General features: G+C 64.7%; 18 protein-coding genes. 11 read left to right on the plus strand and 7 right to left on the minus strand.

Features of this window, described 5'->3' with window-relative positions; translation table 11 throughout:
* Window positions 1–2 precede the first annotated feature (2 nt).
* A complete protein-coding gene (locus tag GQY20_RS18075; RefSeq protein WP_157218520.1) occupies window positions 3–860 on the plus strand; it encodes a hypothetical protein in 858 nt (285 codons plus the stop codon).
* Window positions 835–1,329: a hypothetical protein gene (locus GQY20_RS18080; protein ID WP_157218521.1), complete on the plus strand. Its 495-nt coding sequence runs from the start codon at window positions 835–837 to the stop codon at window positions 1,327–1,329. The genes GQY20_RS18075 and GQY20_RS18080 overlap by 26 nt, the downstream gene beginning before the upstream one ends.
* 252 nt (window positions 1,330–1,581) lie before the next feature.
* Here the strand turns inward: GQY20_RS18080 and GQY20_RS18085 are convergent, their stop codons facing one another.
* A complete protein-coding gene (locus GQY20_RS18085; RefSeq protein ID WP_157218522.1) occupies window positions 1,582–2,091 on the minus strand; it encodes an EF-hand domain-containing protein in 510 nt (169 codons plus the stop codon).
* A 412-nt stretch (window positions 2,092–2,503) separates the two neighbouring features.
* Here GQY20_RS18085 and GQY20_RS18090 point away from each other — a divergent pair, with 412 nt between their 5' ends.
* Window positions 2,504–3,463 (plus strand): CorA family divalent cation transporter, encoded by a 960-nt coding sequence (locus GQY20_RS18090; protein ID WP_157218523.1) that lies wholly within the window; start codon window positions 2,504–2,506, stop codon window positions 3,461–3,463.
* Between the two features lie 28 nt (window positions 3,464–3,491).
* Here the strand turns inward: GQY20_RS18090 and GQY20_RS18095 are convergent, their stop codons facing one another.
* Entirely contained in the window at window positions 3,492–3,797 is a 306-nt protein-coding gene (locus GQY20_RS18095) for a hypothetical protein (protein WP_157218524.1), read from the minus strand.
* Between the two features lie 232 nt (window positions 3,798–4,029).
* On the opposite strand from GQY20_RS18095, the gene GQY20_RS18100 reads away from it, so the two are divergent.
* The gene (locus tag GQY20_RS18100) at window positions 4,030–4,428 is read left to right on the plus strand and encodes a glycine zipper domain-containing protein (RefSeq protein WP_157218525.1); all 399 of its coding nucleotides are present in this window, start codon (window positions 4,030–4,032) and stop codon (window positions 4,426–4,428) included.
* A 58-nt stretch (window positions 4,429–4,486) separates the two neighbouring features.
* On the opposite strand, the gene GQY20_RS18105 is transcribed toward GQY20_RS18100, so the two are convergent.
* Window positions 4,487–5,293, minus strand: a complete 807-nt coding sequence (locus tag GQY20_RS18105) for a TorF family putative porin (RefSeq protein ID WP_157218526.1) — start codon at window positions 5,291–5,293, stop codon at window positions 4,487–4,489.
* 279 nt (window positions 5,294–5,572) lie between these two features.
* Here GQY20_RS18105 and GQY20_RS18110 point away from each other — a divergent pair, with 279 nt between their 5' ends.
* Window positions 5,573–5,743 (plus strand): DUF1328 family protein, encoded by a 171-nt coding sequence (locus GQY20_RS18110; protein ID WP_157218642.1) that lies wholly within the window; start codon window positions 5,573–5,575, stop codon window positions 5,741–5,743.
* A 16-nt stretch (window positions 5,744–5,759) separates the two neighbouring features.
* Window positions 5,760–5,996 (plus strand): DUF5818 domain-containing protein, encoded by a 237-nt coding sequence (locus GQY20_RS18115; protein WP_157218527.1) that lies wholly within the window; start codon window positions 5,760–5,762, stop codon window positions 5,994–5,996.
* Window positions 5,997–6,088: 92 nt separating this feature from the next.
* Here the strand turns inward: GQY20_RS18115 and GQY20_RS18120 are convergent, their stop codons facing one another.
* From GQY20_RS18120 to GQY20_RS18135, 4 genes are read right to left on the minus strand one after another with little or no spacing between them, the layout of a single operon-like run.
* Window positions 6,089–6,487: a MerR family transcriptional regulator gene (locus tag GQY20_RS18120; RefSeq protein ID WP_157218528.1), complete on the minus strand. Its 399-nt coding sequence runs from the start codon at window positions 6,485–6,487 to the stop codon at window positions 6,089–6,091.
* A complete protein-coding gene (locus GQY20_RS18125; protein ID WP_157218529.1) occupies window positions 6,477–8,189 on the minus strand; it encodes a long-chain-fatty-acid--CoA ligase in 1,713 nt (570 codons plus the stop codon). Before GQY20_RS18125 ends, GQY20_RS18120 begins: the two co-directional genes overlap by 11 nt.
* Window positions 8,189–9,514 (minus strand): OmpP1/FadL family transporter, encoded by a 1,326-nt coding sequence (locus tag GQY20_RS18130; RefSeq protein ID WP_232476137.1) that lies wholly within the window; start codon window positions 9,512–9,514, stop codon window positions 8,189–8,191. The genes GQY20_RS18125 and GQY20_RS18130 overlap by 1 nt, the downstream gene beginning before the upstream one ends.
* Before the next feature lie 52 nt (window positions 9,515–9,566).
* Window positions 9,567–9,962: a DUF2147 domain-containing protein gene (locus GQY20_RS18135; RefSeq protein WP_408641125.1), complete on the minus strand. Its 396-nt coding sequence runs from the start codon at window positions 9,960–9,962 to the stop codon at window positions 9,567–9,569.
* A gap of 208 nt (window positions 9,963–10,170) precedes the next feature.
* On the opposite strand from GQY20_RS18135, the gene GQY20_RS18140 reads away from it, so the two are divergent.
* The 5 genes from GQY20_RS18140 (at window position 10,171) to GQY20_RS18160 (ending at window position 18,076) form a co-directional block, all read left to right on the plus strand.
* A complete protein-coding gene (locus GQY20_RS18140; RefSeq protein WP_157218530.1) occupies window positions 10,171–11,307 on the plus strand; it encodes a thiolase family protein in 1,137 nt (378 codons plus the stop codon).
* Entirely contained in the window at window positions 11,307–13,631 is a 2,325-nt protein-coding gene (locus GQY20_RS18145; protein WP_157218645.1) for a 3-hydroxyacyl-CoA dehydrogenase/enoyl-CoA hydratase family protein, read from the plus strand. The genes GQY20_RS18140 and GQY20_RS18145 overlap by 1 nt, the downstream gene beginning before the upstream one ends.
* A gap of 52 nt (window positions 13,632–13,683) precedes the next feature.
* On the plus strand, window positions 13,684–15,483 hold the full coding sequence (locus tag GQY20_RS18150; RefSeq protein ID WP_157218531.1) for an acyl-CoA dehydrogenase C-terminal domain-containing protein: 1,800 nt from the start codon (window positions 13,684–13,686) through the stop codon (window positions 15,481–15,483).
* A gap of 310 nt (window positions 15,484–15,793) precedes the next feature.
* Window positions 15,794–16,903 (plus strand): amidohydrolase family protein, encoded by a 1,110-nt coding sequence (locus tag GQY20_RS18155; RefSeq protein ID WP_157218532.1) that lies wholly within the window; start codon window positions 15,794–15,796, stop codon window positions 16,901–16,903.
* Between the two features lie 153 nt (window positions 16,904–17,056).
* The gene (locus GQY20_RS18160) at window positions 17,057–18,076 is read left to right on the plus strand and encodes an AraC family transcriptional regulator (RefSeq protein ID WP_198351046.1); all 1,020 of its coding nucleotides are present in this window, start codon (window positions 17,057–17,059) and stop codon (window positions 18,074–18,076) included.
* The last annotated feature ends 42 nt before the right edge of the window (window positions 18,077–18,118 follow it).

Raw genomic sequence — 18,118 nt, forward strand, 5'->3', positions numbered from 1 at the left:
TCATGCGCACGCAGGATGCGGCGAACCTCCGGCAGCATCGCAGCGCCGTGCCCGCCAGAATCGGCCGCGATCAGCTGATCGGCTGTTGCGGCGTGGTCGTGGCGGTGAACGGCTTTGCCGGCAGCCTTGTCAAGGCGGTGCACAAGCAGCCGCTCGACATGGCCTTGCTCGATCTCGGCGGCATCAGCGCCATCGCGTGGTTTGCCATCTGCGCCCTGCTGCTGATCGGGGCCGAGCGCGGCGAGCGGGAGCCGGTCCAACATGGCGATATCGCCATCGCCGCGGTGATGCTGCTGCTGGCGCTGGTGCCCTTCAACCAGGCGGGATCCGCCGGGCTGCTGCTCGGCGGCCTGCATCTCTATCGCACCGCGCAGCGCGGCAGCCGCAGCCGGCGTATCGCGGTCGTGATGCTTGGGCTCACCGGGCCGCTGATCTGGGGGCGGCTGCTGCTCGCCTTTTTCGGCCCGCGCATCCTCGGCGTGGACGCGCATATCGCCGCATTTTTCGCGGGGCTGCCGGTGCGCGGCAACGTCGTCTGGTTCGCCGACGGCCGCGGCATGCTCTATGTTGCCCTCGGCTGCTCGTCGATCCACAACATCTCGCTCGCTATCTTGTTGTTCGTCACGCTCATGCAACTGCTCGGTCTGCGCCTGACCCTGGCCCGGCTCGGCGTCGGCATCGTGGCGGCGGGGGCAATGGCGCTGGTCAATGTGGTGCGCCTGGCGACGTTGGCGCGCTTTCCGGCCCAGTTCGATTATATCCATACCGGCCCGGGCGCCCAGTTTTTCGGCATTGCGGGCTTTCTGATAACCGGTGTCGTGATGGTGGTCGGCCTTGGCCTATCGGCGCGCCGTCGCTAGTAGCGCCCTGCTCGGCGCGGCGCTGATCGCGACGGTAGGGCCCAAGCTGGCGGTCGAGGAGCGCGCGGCCCAACTCGACCTGGGGCGGCTCAATGCGGATGTCGAACGGCGGCTTCGCCATTCCGGCTTCAAGACGACGATCGACGCAATCGATCCCGAGCCCGCGGTGTTCGCGGTGCGCGGCTCCTGCTCGCTGTTGGTACGCAACGGTGATCGTGCCCGGGAGCTGAACCATCTTTTCACGATCCAGGCAGCCGGGCTGGGGCCGGTGGAGATCCACTATCGCGGGGATTGGCATCGCGGCTCGACGCCGGGCCGCGCCATAATCGAACGGTCCCTGCAGGATAGTGTGGAGCGGATCGGACTGCATGTCGGGCGCCCGGCGGTTCTCGCGGCAGCCTGGCGGGGAGGCTGCGAGGGATTGGGTGCGATACTGGCGGGCATTACCGCCCATGCTTCGCTCCGCTGATGGCCTATCGGGCCGAAACAGCCATCGCCGCGCGGCGTGCGCCGCGCGATCGAGCCGGATCGTCTCGGGCTGGCGGCAGAGAGCGTCCTACACTTCGTCCCGGCCTCGTTCCGTGGCGGTGTATCTGGCCGGCTTTTACGCGACCGACGCAGGATTCCGGCTGGAGAAAGAGCGGGTACGGTTTCCTATCGAAAGATTGCGAGAGGAAAAGAGGAAGGGTGGATCGATCCACCCTTCCTCTCCGGCTCAACCTCAGTTTCGCGAAGAAGGCGCATGCCGCGCCTTCATCGCGGACCAGGCGGCCTGACGCTCGGCAACCGTCACCACGCCATCATGGTTGGCATCCATCCGGTCGAAGTGGGCAAGCGCCCGGCTCTCGAATTCGGCCTTGGAGAGGGTGCCATCCTTGTTGGTATCCATCATGCCGTGGCCGCGGCGATGGCCATGATGACCGCGGAGACTGCCGCGCGGCGCATCGAACTCTGCGCGCGAGAGGGAGCCATTGCCGTCGGTATCGAGCTTGGCGAAGCGCGCATCGTGGCGTGCCTTGCGAGCCTGCTGCATTTCGTCCCTGGTGATCGTGCCGTCCCGATCGAGGTCCAGTTTTGCGAAACGCGCGTCGAGCTTTGCGACGAGCTGGGCGCGGCTCATGTCGGCCATCGGTTTGCGGGGGCCGGATGTGTCGCCGGGCGCCGCGATCGCGCTCGCCGCGCCGAGCAGCGCAAGCACCGACGCACCAGCGGCAAAAATCATCTTCTTCATTGGTCAACTCCTTGTCCTGAGGGGCGTTGTGCCGCCCGTGAGCACAGCTATGCGGCCGGGCTGTCGCGTAACTTTGCCGGTGAGGGGACGGAATTGTCGCGATTTGTATCGGGCGATCCCATTTGTGCGGGTGGAGGTGCGATCGGCCAGCGCCGCGGCGGGGCGGATGATCGGAATCCTCACTTTCTCTGATCGCTATTTCGCACTTGCGGAATTTTGTTCGCAGGTGCAAGAAGGCGGGGCCTTTCAGGCATCCTCTCCTAAACCTGGGCCGCCCGTGAGGCGGCCTTTTTTGTGGGCACCGCCGATGCCGTCTCCTTGCCGGCCGGCCCGCGGCGGAACGATCCGGTCGCGCAGGCGTATCCGCTTGCGGCTATGATCCCGCAGGCGAGACCTTCTTTCGGAGCCCTTGATGATACGATATCTGCCGCAAGTCGAAGCAGAGGCGGGCGACGGCGGCGAAGCGGACTGCCGGTGGATCGACGTGAGGGATCCTACGCAGGAGGAGGTGGAACGGATCCGAGAGCGGTTCGGGATCGTGCTGCCGACGCTGGAGGCATTGCAGGAGATCGAGGCGAGCAGCCGCCTGCGGGTCGATGGCAACACGCTCTATATGAGCGCGCCGCTCTTGTCCGGTACGTCGACCGAACGGTGGAAGATCGCGCCCACCGGCTTCATCCTCACGCCGCGCCACATCGCCACCGTGCGCTATGCTGAGCTCCAGGCCATCGACATGATATTCGACGAGATCGCGGCTGCATCCGAAATGGTGCCCGCCGAAATATTCGTGCGCCTTCTCGAGGAGGTGGTCGATCGCGCGGCCGATCATCTCGAGCGGGCGTCCGCCATCGTCGCCAAGGCGTCCCAGAAGATTTTCTTCGAAGAGCCAGAGCGTCGCCACCGGCTGAGCCACAAGACAGCCGTGCTGCGCGAAGCGATGCTCGAGATCGGCCGTGCCAATGATCGTGCCTCGCGGGTACGTTACATGTTCCTCGGCATAGATCGCATGGCGGCCTTCGTTATGGATCGCTGCCAGCCAAAGATCGAAGAGGCGCTGCGCGAGCGATTTTCCGCCGTCCGACACGACATCGTCTCACTCGACGAGTTCGAGACGAGTCTGTCCGGGCGCGTCCAGCTGCTCCAAGATGCGGCGGCGGGATTCATCAGCATCGAGCAGAATGATGTGGTGAAGGTGCTGACCGTCGTCTCGGTCGTCGGCGTGCCGCCGGTGCTCGTGGTCGGCATCTACGGAATGAACTTCAAGGTCATGCCTGAGCTCGCCTGGCGGTACGGCTATCCCTATGCTTTGATGCTGTGCCTGTTCTCTGCCGTCCTGCCGCTCCTGTGGTTCAAATGGCGCGACTGGATCTGATCGTCATGGGTGCAGGGGCGGCCTTCGCTCAGGCGGCTTCCCGACCGGTCATCGGCACGAGCCGGCGCTGGAAATAGATCCGCCACAGGTCGAGCAGATCGTCCGCATCGGAGCGATCGGGCACGGAAAGCAGGGCATGCTCGTCGGCATCGGCAAGCGTGAATCGGAATGGACAAGGGCCAGTCAGGCGCATGGCGTCCAGGGCCAAGCCGTCGCGCTTCAGCGCGGCCTTTGCAGTCTCGTCGAATGCCAGGCTTGCCCAGAGTTCGGTGGCGCGGGCCTCGATCTCAGTCAGCGTGGCGAGCCCGCCAACGCAGGGGAATATGATCGTCATGGCCCCGTTCATGCCCATCTGCTGACCGTATGCCTCCCCCCGGTGACGCAACTGGACATAAAATATGGTGCGGCCACTGCTACCGCAACCCTTCCCGCTTCGGCTCACCGCATTGCCTCACCCTTCCGTGGTTCGGCTAATCTCACCTGATCCTTAAGCCCGTGTAACAATCGCCTCGAAAGGGAAACAAGTCGTTGGCCTGACGTTTGGCAGCGACGAAAAGGAGACCCAGATGAGGAAGCCACTCACTATCGTTCTCGCAGCACTGGTGACGACGACGCCCATGATCCTTTCGACGTCGGCCGTTGCGCAGCCCTACGATGATCGCTGGGACGGCGATCGCGACGGAAATTGGGATCCGTCACAGCATTATCGCGACCATGATCGCCGTTGGATCGACCGCAATGAACGTGTCTATCGCGGCAGCGACGGGCGCTATTATTGCAAGCGCAGCAACGGCACGACCGGCCTGGTGCTCGGCGCCGTGGGCGGCGGCCTGCTGGGCAGCGCGCTGGGCGGCAGCACGCTGGGCACGCTGCTTGGCGCCGGCGGCGGCGCGCTGCTCGGCAAGAATCTGGATCAGCATCACGATGAAGACCAGAATCGCAGGAACGGCTACGTCTGCGATTGAATCGAATGGGGGGTGGGGCGATCGACCCGATCGCTCCCACCGCCCGCTCAGGCCGACCTCAGAATGCGGCCGTTACGGAGAAGAGAACGGTAGAGCCTGCGATCGAGGATCCGTTCTTGCTCGAGGAGAAGGTCGGCAGATAGGCCGAATCCTTCTTGGAGATGTCGGTGTCGACATAGGCGATACCGAAGGTCAGGCGTCCGAAGGTCGCGTCCGCGCCCAGCATCCAGTCGACATATTCGCCGGTGGGCGCCACGCTGGTGCCGTTGGGGCCGAGTCCGGGATTGCCGTTGGAGTAGCCGAGATGCCCTTTCAGCGTCACTGGCGTTCCCGAAATGCCGATGCTGGCATCGCTCCAGATATAGAGATTGTCCTGACTCTGCCCGCGGCTCTGCGGCGTGTTGGAGAAATTGCCGAGCGCTTCCTGTTTCGGTGCATAGGCTATTCCGGTCAGCAAGTTGACTGGGCCGATCGTCCCGCTCACTTTCACATAGGGTTCGGCGAAGTCGGTATTGTCCGCGCCGCCCGGATACATGTACCAGGTGAGGCCGACATCCACCGTCGCGCCGCCGAAGCTTCTCTTGTATCCGCCGAACAGGTCGAGCTCCATGTTCGCGCCGCCAAAGGTGCCCCAGCCGGCAAGGTTGGATCCCCATGTCCCGACATAGAAGCCGGAGGCGTGGCTGACGGTGATGCCGCCCTGAATCGCGAAATTCTTGTCGCTCTGCGAAACGCCGCGGAAACGATAGTCGCTCACCAGGCCGACCGATCCGGACACGGTGAACTCGGCCGGGGGCTCGGTCGGTTGCGCAAAGGCCGGCGTTGCCGCAACGAGGGCCGTCGCGAGGGCAAGGAACATTTTCATACAGGAGATCCCCTTTTGTCAGAGAATGCTCCTCCCGCATCCCGCCGGCGTTCCCTCTCTCATGCCGCGGCATCGGGGTCCGTCCTCACGGGCTCGCCATGGGTAGATGCGGCGTTCTGCTGCGCGGTTTCCCGATGGTGACAAATTATTGCTGGCAGGACGGGCCGATCACGCCGCGACCCGGGTGTTGCAACGATGCATCGCAGCATGACCGGAAACTTTCCGCCGTCGAAACGTTATCGGTGCAGTTTCTCGGCTGTAATGGAAAAGGACAGTCACATGCTCAAATGGGCACTCATCTTCCTCGTCGCAGGTTTGGTCCTTGGCGCGATGGGCTTTGGCGGTATCGGCGGCGCATTCGTCGGCATCGCGAAGCTTCTGTTCTTCGTGGCCATCGCGCTGTTCCTGCTGTTCGTCATTCTCGGTGTCACCGCGGCGCGACGTATCTAGCAACGTGTCAGGGACGGTGCGGCGTCCGCATGTGGTGCAGCATCGCGCCGTGACCGACAATGACAGCGTGGATGAGACCGGCATGCTGCTCCGGCAGGGTGCCGGTTTCGTCTTGCGCCGCGACCTCGGTGGCATCTTGATGCTGGAGCTGCATCGCGTGCCGGTCGATCTCGTTGCCAAGCGCGTGCGCCTGGTCGGCCGCCGTCTTGCCGACGGTCATGTCGAAGTGGAAGGCGTCCAGCCCTGGTCATAGGGTGGGTCGGGATAGCTGAATTCGAAAAAGAAGCTTCTTCCGCCAAACATGAGTGCCGCCTGCCCTGAGGCGCGGCGACATTGGTCGTAATGCTACGCGCTTCGGCGCGCCATGCGAACCCGATCCAGCGCCTCGCGCTCCATCTGGCTCAATTCGACGAGCGTCTTGTCCAGCGCTTCGCGCTGTTCGGTCAGTTCGTCGATCCGCTGGCGGCAGCGCGCCGCCAGCACCCGCATCTGCTCCACATGCTGCGGATCGGCGTCATAGAGATCGAGGAATTCCTTGATGTCGCGCAGCGAGAAGCCCAGCCGCTTGCCGCGCAGGATCAGCTGCATGCGGCCCACCTCGCGCCTGCTGTAGATCCGCATCGTGCCGACACGGCGCGGCTCTATCAGCCCCCGATCCTCGTAGAAGCGCAGCGTGCGCGTGGTGACGCCGAGCGATTGGGCAACGTCCTGTATCCCCCGAAGATCGTCGCCGTCATTGCTCATTCCCATCCCCCTGCTGCGTCGCAGCCTTCGCCGCCTCCTCCGCCACCAGCTCCTTCTTCGAAAGCTTGCCTATCAAAGTCTTGGGCAGACTGTCGCGAATTTCAATCTCGCGCGGACGCTCGATCGCGTTGAGCCGCTGTTTGAGGAACGCCGCCAGCGTCTCCGGCGTCGCGCTCGCGCCCTCGTTCAGCGTCACGAACGCCTTGGCCGATTGGCCGCGATAGGCATCGGGCACGCCGATCACCACCGCCTCGCGCACGGCCGGATGCTCGTACAGTGCTTCCTCAATCACACGCGGATAGACGTTGTAGCCGCCGCTCAGGATCATGTCCTTGATCCGGTCGACGATGAACAAATAACCGTCCTCGTCGAGATAGCCGACATCGCCGGTGCGCAGCGCGCCATCGACGAATACCGCCTCGGTCTCCTTGGCTCGGTTCCAGTAACCCTTCATCACCTGCGGGCCGCGTGCGCAGATCTCGCCGCGCTCGCCCGTGCCGAGCACGCGGTGCGGATCGTCCAGGTCGCGAATCTCGATGATCGTGCCGGGGAACGCGATGCCCGCCGACCCGGCCTTGTTCAGCCCGTCGATCGGATTGCAGGTTATGATCGGTGATGCCTCGGAAAGGCCATAGCCTTCCACCACGCGCGATCCGGTCAGCGTCTCGAAGCTCTGCCGCACCTCCGCCGGCAAGGCTGCTCCCCCGGATATGCAGGCGTGGATGAAGGAGAAATCGATCTTCTCCTTGGCCGCAATCTCGTTGATCGCGCCGTAGATGGTGGGCACGGCGGGAAAATAGTTCGGCCGCGTCCGGCGGATCGTGGCCAGCAGCTGGTGCAGTTCGAAGCGCGGCAGCAGCACCATCTCTGCGCCGACCAGCACCGAGAAGTTGAGCACGGTGGTCAGCGCGAAGACGTGGAAAAGCGGTAGCACACCGACCACCCGATCCTGCTCCGGCCGTTCGCCGCCGACATGGATCAGCTCTGCCTCCGCATTGGAGGTCAGGTTGGCATGGGTCAGCATCGCCGCCTTGGGAACGCCGGTTGTGCCACCGGTATATTGGAAGACGGCGACGTCTTCGGGCGAAAGGGCGACCGGATCGGGCGCCGCCGGATTGGTGATCAGGTCGGCGAAGTGCAGCGCGCGCGGATCCTGCAGTTCGGGCGCGATGTCGCCGCGCTTGAAGAGCTTGTAGGCGAAACGCTTGAGCGGGGAGAGCGCATCCGCGATGGGGCAAATCACGACATGGCGCACTCTCGTCTGCGCCAGGGTCGCGACGGCGCGATCGTGGAACTGGGCGAGGTCGCAGGTCACCACCACTTCGGCGCCCGAATCCTCGATCAGCGCGATCAGCTCCCGCACCACGTAGAGTGGGTTCATGTTCACCACGATCCCGCCGACCCGCAGCGTCGCGAAATAGAGGATCGGATAGTAGGGGGTGTTGGGCAGGCACAGGCCGACGCGGGTGCCCGGCTTGACACCGAGATCCTGGAGACCGCGGGCGGCCCTGTCCACCAGTTCGCCGAGCTCCGCATAATGCGTCACCCGGCCGAGAAAATCGATCGCCGGGCGATCGCCGTAACGCCGCACCGCATCGTCGAGCAGGTCGGTCAGGAGATGCTGGCGGATCACGGGCGGGGGTGATCCCCGCCCGCCCGTTGCAAACGCCTGCCCGCCGGCCAACGTGGCGCCGCTGCTCATCAGAAGGTCACGCGCCCGCCGAGCGCGAATATCAGCGCGCTGGCATTTTTCAGCCGTCCGGAGGTGACGATCACGGTCTGCAGCGGGGTGCCGGCATAGGCGGCAGTGGCCTTGTCGATGTCGACGCTGTGGATCTTGTCATAGCTGGCCGCTGCATCGATGGTGAAGCGCGAGGTCAGCTGATAACTGGTGCCGAGCGCGAAGTTCCAGCGGTCGCCGTCCGGCACGCGCGGATCGCGTTCGCCGGTTGGAATCGGCGAAAGATCGCGCTGGATGCCGCCGCGCACCGTCCATTTGGGCGTTGCCGCATAATCAAAGCCAACGGCGTACGACATGCTGTTCTTGTAATTTTCGGGAATGGCGGTGTCGAGCGGCGAGAGCAGAGTGATCGCGTCGAACTTGTTCCAGCCGGATCGCGTTATCTGCCCGTTGATGGTGAGCCGGTCGGTGGCATGCACGCGGGCGCCGAACGTCAGCTGCCAAGGCGTGCGGAACGTGGCATGCACCCCGTCGATCGACTGGTTGATCGCGCCGGCGAGCACCGGATTGGCGTTGCCGGCGATCGAGAAACTGCCCTTCAGCTTATGCTTTACGCTCGACTTGTAGGAGACACCGAGATCGATGAAGTGGCTGCGATATTGCGCGCCGAGCGAATAGCCGAGATCCCAGCCGTCGCCCTTCAGCGTCTGCTCCGCATCGGGCAGCAGCGGCGAGATCGGATCCGGCAGCAGGTTGGAAAGTGTCGCCTTGGCATATTCGATGTTCAGCCCCGCACCCAGCGACAGCCCCGGGATCGGCATGAAGGCGATGGTCGGCTGGATGTCGTAGGTGCGCAGTCGCGTCTTGTCGGCATTATAGCGTGCCCAGCTGTCGCTCGCATAGTTGGTGGTGAAGCTGTAGGGCGACGTCGCGACCAGGCCGACCGCGAACTTTTCGCCGATCGGGATCGCGAAGCCGCCGGACGGCAGCACGCCATTGTTCACGGGATTTTTCTCCCGCTGGTCGCCACCCACGGGCGAGGGCGCCTGGCCGGGCCGGACCACCAGCGTGCCGGTGTTCACCGAATCCGCGCGGGGAATGATAGCGGCCGCGCCGAAATAGGCCTGTGCCGAGGGCAGTCCGCCGATCGACGCCGGATTCCACCATAGCGATTCCGGTCCGGTGTCCGACACTTCGCCGGAGAAGGCGCGGCCGACGGCTTTCACCGACTGTTCCTGCAGATAGAAGGCAGAGGCATGGGCCTGCTGCGCCAGGGTGACGGCCGCCATGGCCGAGGTTGCGAACAGGGCTGCCTTGCAGGCCCCTCCAGTCACGATGTTTTTCATCTTATGCGGCTTCCCTTACATTGCGCGAAACGGGCGGTTTCGCGCGTTACGCTTAACGCACGCGAGTCCAGTTCTGTGTCTTGCAGAGCGGCACGAAGATGCAGCCGCGCAACGCGAGGTGATCGGCATCTACCGGCGTGATCCGCGCCTTGTAGGTCTTGCCGTCCTCGGCATTGTAGATCGTGCCGCCGTCCCAGACGCCGCCGCTCCAGGAAAAACCCTGCAGCATGGCGACGCCCTTCAACGCGCGGCCGCGCAGCTTCGCGTCCTTATTGTTGACATCCTGAAGGGTGGGATTGGCGCGGATCCCGTCCGAGGTGACGAGGTGGCCGCAGATCGACGATCCGCAGCGCTGGATGTCGACGATTCCGTTGCGGGTTTCCGTCCGCCACTGGCCGATGACCGAATCGGCGGAAGGTGCGGCGCCCAGCAACGAGGCGACGATCATCGATGTGATCACGATAGCACTCCTTGCAGTTCCTTTCCTGTCTCCACGCGCGGTCTGGTGTCGCGTCGCGGCCACCGATTCCCGTCTTGGGCAACCGGCGTTTTAAGCTATGGACCAAAAATCCATTGACGTATAGGTAAATTATCGCACCTTTAAGGAAAGCGCTTACGGTCCTATATTCCGGGCCGTGTTCACGGAGAGGAATCGCATGTCCGACGTCGTCATAGCCGGCTACGCCCGCTCGCCCTTCACCCTTGCGAACAAAGGCGCGCTGGCGCGCGTTCGCCCCGATGATCTCGCCGCCCAGGTGATTCGCGGCCTTCTCGATCGGACCGGGGTCGATCCGGCCGAGATCGAGGACGTCATCCTGGGCTGCGCCTTCCCGGAGGGTGAGCAAGGGCTCAACGTCGCACGGCTGATCGGGTTGCTTGCCGATCTGCCGCTGTCGGTCGGCGGCATGACGGTGAACCGTTTCTGCGGCTCGTCGATGAGCGCGGTGCACATCGCCGCCGGCCAGATCGCGATCGGCGCGGGCGAGGCGTTCATCTGCGCCGGCCTCGAATCGATGAGCCGCGTGCCGATGATGGGCTTCAACCCGCTGCCCAACCCTGCGCTCGCGAAGAAGCGCGCCGGCGCCTATATGGGGATGGGCGAGACGGCCGAGAATGTGGCCGAGAAATACCAGATCACCCGCGCCGAGCAGGACGGCTTCGCGGTGAAGAGCCAGCAGAAGGCGGCCGCGGCGCGCGCGGCCGGCAAGCTTGCCGACGAGATCGTGCCGATCGAGACCAAGGCCGGCCCGGTGAGCGAGGACGGCATCATCCGCCCGGATACCACCGTGGAGATATTGGCCGGGCTCAAGCCCGCCTTCGACAAGGACGGCACCGTCACCGCCGGCACCTCCTCGCCGCTCACCGACGGCGCCTCCGCGCTGCTGGTGACGTCCGAGGATTTCGCCAGAAAGCACGGCCTTGCGATCCTCGCCTATGTGCGCGGTGTCGGCGTCACGGGCTGCGCTCCGGAGATCATGGGCATCGGCCCGGTTGAGGCGTCGCGCAAGGCGCTGGCGCGGGCCGGCATCACCGTCGCCGATCTCGACGTGGTCGAGCTCAACGAGGCGTTCGCCAGCCAGGCGCTCGCCTGCATCCGCGATCTCGGGCTCGACGAGAGCAAGGTCAATCTCGATGGCGGCGCGATCGCGATCGGCCATCCGCTCGGCGCGACCGGCGCGCGCATTGTCGGCAAGGCTGCCGCGCTGCTCGCTCGCGAGGGCGGCCGCTATGCGCTCGCCACCCAGTGCATCGGCGGCGGCCAGGGCATCGCCACCGTGCTGGAGCGCGCATGATGACGGGTGCGATCAACAAGGTCTGCGTCATCGGCGCAGGCACGATGGGCGCGGGCATCGCGGCCCAGGTAGCCAACGCCGGCGTGCCCGTGCTGCTGCTGGATATCGTGCCGAAGGACGGCAGCGATCGCGACGCCATCGCCAAGGGTGCGGTCGCGCGTATGCTCAAGACCGATCCGGCGCCGTTCATGTCGAAGAGCGCGGCAAAGCTCGTCGAGACCGGCAATATCGAGGATCATCTCGGCAAGGTCGCGGAATGCGATTGGGTGATCGAGGCGATCGTCGAGCGGCTCGATCTCAAGCAGTCGCTCTACGAGAAACTGGAGGCGGTGAAGCGTCCGGGCACGGCGGTGTCGTCCAACACCTCCACCATTCCGCTCGGTCATCTGATCGAGGGGCGCTCGGACCTGTTCCGGCGCGATTTCCTGATCACCCACTTCTTCAATCCGCCGCGCTACATGCGGCTGCTGGAGATCGTGACCGGGCCGGAGACCGATCGGGAGCTGGCGGCGCGGGTCGAGGATTTCGCCGATCGCGCGATGGGCAAGCATGTCGTCCACGCCAAGGATACGCCGGGCTTCATCGCCAATCGCATCGGCACCTACTGGCTGGCCGTGGCGGTCAATGCGGCGATGGACCAGGGGCTGACGATCGAGGAGGCGGACCAGATCGGCGGCAAGCCGATGGGCGTGCCCAAGACCGGCATTTTCGGCCTCATCGATCTGGTCGGCGTCGATCTGATGCCGCTCCTGACCAAGAGCCTTACCGCCACCCTGCCGCAGGGCGATCCCTATTTCGAGACGGTGCGGCCGATGCCGCTCGTCGAGACGATGATCGCCGAGGGCTATACCGGCCGCAAGGGCAAGGGCGGCTTCTACCGGCTGAACAAGGCGGGGGGAAAACGCGCCAAGGAATCGCTCGATCTCGCCACCGGCGACTATCGGCCCGAGCGCAAGCCGGAGCCGCTGCCGTCGCGCCTCGAAAAGGATCTCGGCGCGCTGATCGCCGCGCCCGGCAAGACCGGCAGCTACGCCTGGACGATCCTCGGCAATGTGCTGTCCTATGCCGCCAAGCTGGTCGGCGAGGCGGCGGACGACATCGTCGCGATCGATGACGCGATGAAGCTCGGCTATAATTGGCGCTATGGCCCGTTCGAGCTGATCGACCGGCTCGGGCCGGGCAAGCTCGCCGAGCGGCTGAAGGCGGAAGGCCGCCCGGTGCCGCCGCTGCTGGAGGCGGCCGGCGACAAGCCCTTCTACCGGGTCGAAGGCGGCAAGCGCCAATATCTGACCGTGGACGGCAGCTATGCCGATGTGCCGCATGCCGAGGGCGTGCTGCTGCTCGAGGACATCAAGCGCGCGTCGCAGCCGCTTGCCAAAAACGGCTCGGCGGCGCTCTGGGATGCCGGCGACGGCGTCGTGGTGCTCGAATTCACGGGCAAGATGAATGCGCTCGACGGCGACGTGGTCGCGCTGATCCAGCAGGCGATCCCGCTGGTGAAGGCCAGCTACAAGGCGCTCGTCGTCTATAATGAGGGCAGCAACTTCTCGGCCGGCGCCAACCTCGGCCTCGCCCTGTTCGCGGTGAACATCGCGGCGTGGGGCGAGATCGAGAAGCTGATCGCCGGCGGCCAGCAGGCCTATAAGGCGCTGAAATATGCGCCCTTCCCGGTGGTCGCGGCGCCGGCCGGTCTCGCGCTCGGCGGCGGCTGCGAGATATTGCTCCACGCCGATGCCATCCAGGCCCATGCCGAAAGCTATATCGGCCTCGTCGAATGCGGCGTCGGACTGGTGCCGGGCTGGGGCGGCAATGGCGAGATGCTCGATCGCTGGGCGAAGTCCGGGCTGCTGCCCAAGGGGCCGATGCCGGCCGTCGCCAAGGTGTTCGAGACGGTGTCCACCGCCACGGTCAGCAAGTCCGCCGCCGAGGCGAAGGAGCTCATGTTCCTCCGTAGGAGCGACGGCATCACGATGAACCGCCATCGCCTGCTCGCCGATGCCAAGGCCAGGGCGCTGAGCCTGGTCGAAGGCTATGCGCCGCCCGAGCCGCCGAGCTTCCGCCTGCCCGGCGCCAGCGGCCGCACCGGCCTGGATCTCGCCGCGCGCGATTTCCACAAGAAGGGGCTGGCGACCGACTATGATCTCGTCGTCTCCGATCGCCTCGCCGAGGTGATCACCGGCGGCGAGGCCGATCTGGTCGATACGGTCACCGAGGATCAGTTGCTGAAGCTGGAGCGCAAGGCGTTCGTCGCGGCGATCAAGGACCCACGCACCATCGCGCGGGTCGAGACGATGCTGGAGACGGGCAAGCCGTTGCGGAATTGAGACTGTTTCATCCTTCCCCTGCGCGGGGAGGATGAAGTGAGGGAGAGTATCGATGCAAGTCTATGAGGCCCCGCTGCGCGACATGCGCTTCGTGCTGCACGAGCTGTTCGCCGACGATGGCTATGGCGGGCTGAAGGCGTTCGAGGAGTTCACGCCGGATCTGCTCGATGCGGTGCTGGAAGAAGCGGCGAAGGTCGCCAAGGACATATTGCTGCCGCTCAACGCCTCGGGCGATCTCGAAGGCTGCACCTACGAGAACGGCATCGTCCGCACGCCGAAGGGCTTCAAGGAGGCTTACGACCAGTTCCGCGAGGGCGGCTGGACCGCGCTGGCGTCCGATCCCAAATGGGGCGGGCAGGGGCTGCCCGAGACGGTGAACAAGCTCGTCGAGGAGATGATCTGCGCGGCCAATGTGTCGTTCAGCCTCTATCCCGGCCTCACCCATGGCGCGACCACCGCGATCGAGGGACATGCCACCGAGGATCTGAAGCAGGCCTATCTGCCCAAGATGGTAAGCGGCGTCTGGTCGGGCACCATGTGCCTCACCGAGCCGCATTGCGGCACCGATCTCGGCCTGCTGCGCACCAAGGCGGAGCCGCAGGCGGACGGCAGCTACAAGCTTACTGGCTCCAAGATCTTCATCTCGGCGGGCGATCACGACCTCACCGAGAATGTCATCCACCTCGCGCTCGCCCGGCTGCCCGACGCGCCCAAGGGCGTGAAGGGAATCAGCCTGTTCCTCGTGCCCAAATATCTGCCGAAGGAGGATGGCAGCGCGGGTGCGCGCAACGGCGTGTCGGTGGCGGGCATCGAGCATAAGATGGGGCTCAAGGGCTCGGCCACCTGCCAGATCAATTTCGACGACGCCACCGGTTGGCTGGTCGGCGAGCCGAACAAGGGCCTCGCCGCGATGTTCACGATGATGAACACGGAGCGCGTCTCGGTCGGCGTGCAGGGGCTCGGCATCAACGAGATCGCCTATCAGTCGGCCGTCGCCTATGCGAAGGAGCGGTTGCAGGGCCGCTCGCTCTCCGGCCCGAAGCGTCCGGACCTTCCCGCCGATCCGATCATCGTCCACCCCGACGTGCGGCGCATGCTGATGACGATGCGCGTCTATGCCGAGGGCTGCCGCGCGCTCGGCATGTGGGCGGCACGGGCGCTGGATGCGGAGAAGCACAGCGAGGATCCCGAGGTCCGCGCGCGGGCGACCGACTTCATCGCGCTGGTGACGCCGGTCGTGAAGGCGCTGTTCACCGATTTCGGCACCGATGCGGCCAATCTCGCCGTGCAGGTCTACGGCGGTCACGGCTATATCCGCGAGCATGGCGTCGAGCAGTTCGTGCGCGATGCGCGCATTGCCCAGATCTATGAAGGCACTAATGGCGTGCAGGCGCTCGATCTCGTCGGCCGCAAGCTGCCGGCGCATATGGGGCGCAACCTTCGGCCCTTCTTCCATGCGGTGTCGGGCCTGTGCGAGGAGATGGCGGGCGTCGAGGACAAGGCGCTGAAGGCCTTCACAGGCGGCCTCCAACAGGCGTTCGGCGCGCTCCAGCTCTCGACCGGCATGATCGCGCAGAAGGGTCTCGCCGATCCCGAGGAGGCCGGCGCCGCGGCGACCGACTATCTGCGCCTGATGGGGCTCGTCGGCATGGGCTATTGCTTCCTGCGCGCCGCGCGGATCGCCCATGCGCGTCTGGCCGAGGGCGCGGGCGAGGATGAAGGTTTCTACAAGGCGAAGATCGCGACCGCAGGCTTCTTCTTCGATCGCATCCTGCCGCAGGCGACCGCCGCCTTCCTCGCGATCAAATCGGGCAAGCGCTCGCTGATGGCGCTGGAGGCGGAAGCGTTTTGAGGGGTTGAGCCGCTCGTCGCCTTCTTCTTCGTCATCCCGGCTCAGCGGTCGCTTCGCTGATCCGGGATCCATTCGCCGCAGCGGTGCCCTTAGACGCAACGCTGCGGCTAATGGATCCTGACTTTCGTCAGGATGACGGTCATATCGTCAACGATTCGGACAACATCCGTCGGGAAAAGCCCGTGCTTCCGTGCGTCCCGTCTGCGCCTGTAATATTTTGCGTCAGCTCCGCGTCTCAATCCGACATTGCTGCGGGAGACGCGCGGGCAGTAGCCATCCTCCCCGAAAAGCCGCGATCAACGGAGTAGAAATGGCTAGCGCAGCATCCACATTCGATCCCGCCGAGAAGCTCGTCTCGGTCGATTCCCACGTCTTCTTCACCGACGAATGGGTCACCGCCCGCCTGCCGCAGCGCCTGCGCCAGCAGTGGATCGACGGCAACAAAGCGTTCCAGCAGCAGGAGGTCGACCGGCGCGGCGGCTGGACGCCCGATATCGTCGACATCATGGATCCCTATGCCTGGAACGATGCGGGCCATTATGAGCCGCACGCGAAGCTGAAGGCGATGGACCGCGACGGCGTGTTCGCCGAGGTGATCTTCCCCGAGGTGGGCGGCGCCAAGGTCTGCTCGCCGTCGATCATGGGCAATCAGTGGAAGGAGATGCTGTCCGGCTTCAACGACGCCATCGCCGATTTCTCGTCGGTGGATACCGAGCGGCTGATGTGCGCCTATCAGCTGCTGCCGTTCGATATCGACGCCTCGATCAAGGAAGTCGAGCGCGTCGCGAAGCGCGGCGCGCGCTGCGTGCAGCTGCCGCCCTTTCCGACCGAGCTCGGCCTCAAGGACTATTATCATGAGGAGTATCACCGGCTGTGGGGCGTGATCCAGGAGACCGGCCTCACCATCCTCAACCATCTCGACAACAGCGCCAAGAGCTATGAGCATATCGCGCGCGACCCGACGCCGCAGCGTGCGATCGCGCTGGGCCTGCCGTCGCTGCAGCTCGCCGAGACGATCTGCTTCTGGATCCTGCCGGGCACGATGGAGAAGTTCCCCAAGCTCAAGGTGATGTTCGTCGAGCCGGGTCTCGGCTGGCTGCCCTTCCTGTTCGACACCGTGCTCGACGGCCGCATCGTGCAGGGGCATTATAAATTCCCCAATCTCAGCATGTTGCCGAGCGAATATTTCAAGCGGCAGATGGGCGCGACCTTCATGTACGAGCCGGTCGGCCTCAAATATTGCTATGAATATTTCGGGCCGGACTGCCTCTACTGGTCGACCGACTTCCCGCATCCAGCGACCTCGTGGCCGAATTCGCGCGAGCTGATGGAGAAGCAGTTCGCCGCTGCCGGCATTCCGGAGACGGATCGGCGCAAGATCGTGTGCGACAACGGGCTTCGGATGTTCGCCACGAATTGAGGGCCTTCTCATCCTCCCTCCCCCCAACGGAGGAGGATGAGAAGGAAGAGATGCTGGAAACGGAAGAATTCCGGCTTTACCATATTGCCGCTCGCGCATTCAGCGATGTCCCGCCGGAGAGCCGGGGCGCCTGAGGCCGGCAGGAGGAGGATCATGACGGGCAACCGGATGACCCATCATTTCGCGCAGACGCTGCTCGACTGCGCGGCGCGGCGCGGGCTCGATCCGTGTCTATTGACTGATGGCCGGATGCTCGCTGGCGACGAGCAATGGCACGGACAGGATTTCTACAATTTTCTGTACCGCGTCGGGGACGCGCTGCAGGACGAATATTTCGGACTGGCCAGCGATCGCTGCCCGCCGGGGACGGCCCAGCTCGGCATCGAGATGCTGGTGCTCAGCGAGGATCTGGGCGATGCGCTGCAGCGGTCCTGCCGCTTCTACCGGATCGCGTCGAAGGGATTGCGGCTGCGATTGGTCCAAAGCGGCGAGATGGCCATCTTCGAGATCATGCTCGCCGAGCCGGCGTGTGACGAAGGGCATTTCCTTACCGAATGGACCATGCTGCGCTGGTACATGCTCTGCCAGTGGCTGATCGGCGAGGAGATCAGCCTGGAACGCGTCGATTTTCCGCATGCAATGCAGACGGCCCTCGCTGACTATACCGAGGTGTTCGGTCACAATATCCACTTCTCGCAGCAGACGGCCCGCTTCTTCTTTTCAATCCATTATCTCAGCCGCAAGGTGATCCGCCGGCTTAAGAACATCGAAGGCGATTGGGTGCGCCGTCGCGCCGCGGAATTTACCGAGCCGGACATCTATCGGGCCTGGAAGGAGTTGCTGAAAGCGGCCTTGCGCGCTCGAATGGCGCGGATGAATCCGATACCGACAATGGAGAAGCTGGCGGAGGAATTCGGCGTCTGCGGCCAGACGCTGCGGCGGCGGCTCAAGGCGGAGCGTACCAGCTATCGCAAGCTCAAGGCCGAGGCGCGGCGCGAGATGGTGCTGGAAGGCATCCGCAACGAGGAACTCACGCTCGGTCAGATCTCGCTGATGGCGGGCTTTGCCGAAACCAACGGGCTGGTTCGCGCGATGAAGTCGTGGACCGGCCTCACGCCCTCCCAATATCGCAAGCACGCCATGCCGCAGCGCGACGACGATGCGCTGCACTGAAGTGACGAGATGGGGACGATCCGCAGGCGCTTGGGCGAAGAA

This window comes from Flavisphingomonas formosensis (assembly GCF_009755815.1).
Lineage (GTDB): Bacteria > Pseudomonadota > Alphaproteobacteria > Sphingomonadales > Sphingomonadaceae > Flavisphingomonas > Flavisphingomonas formosensis.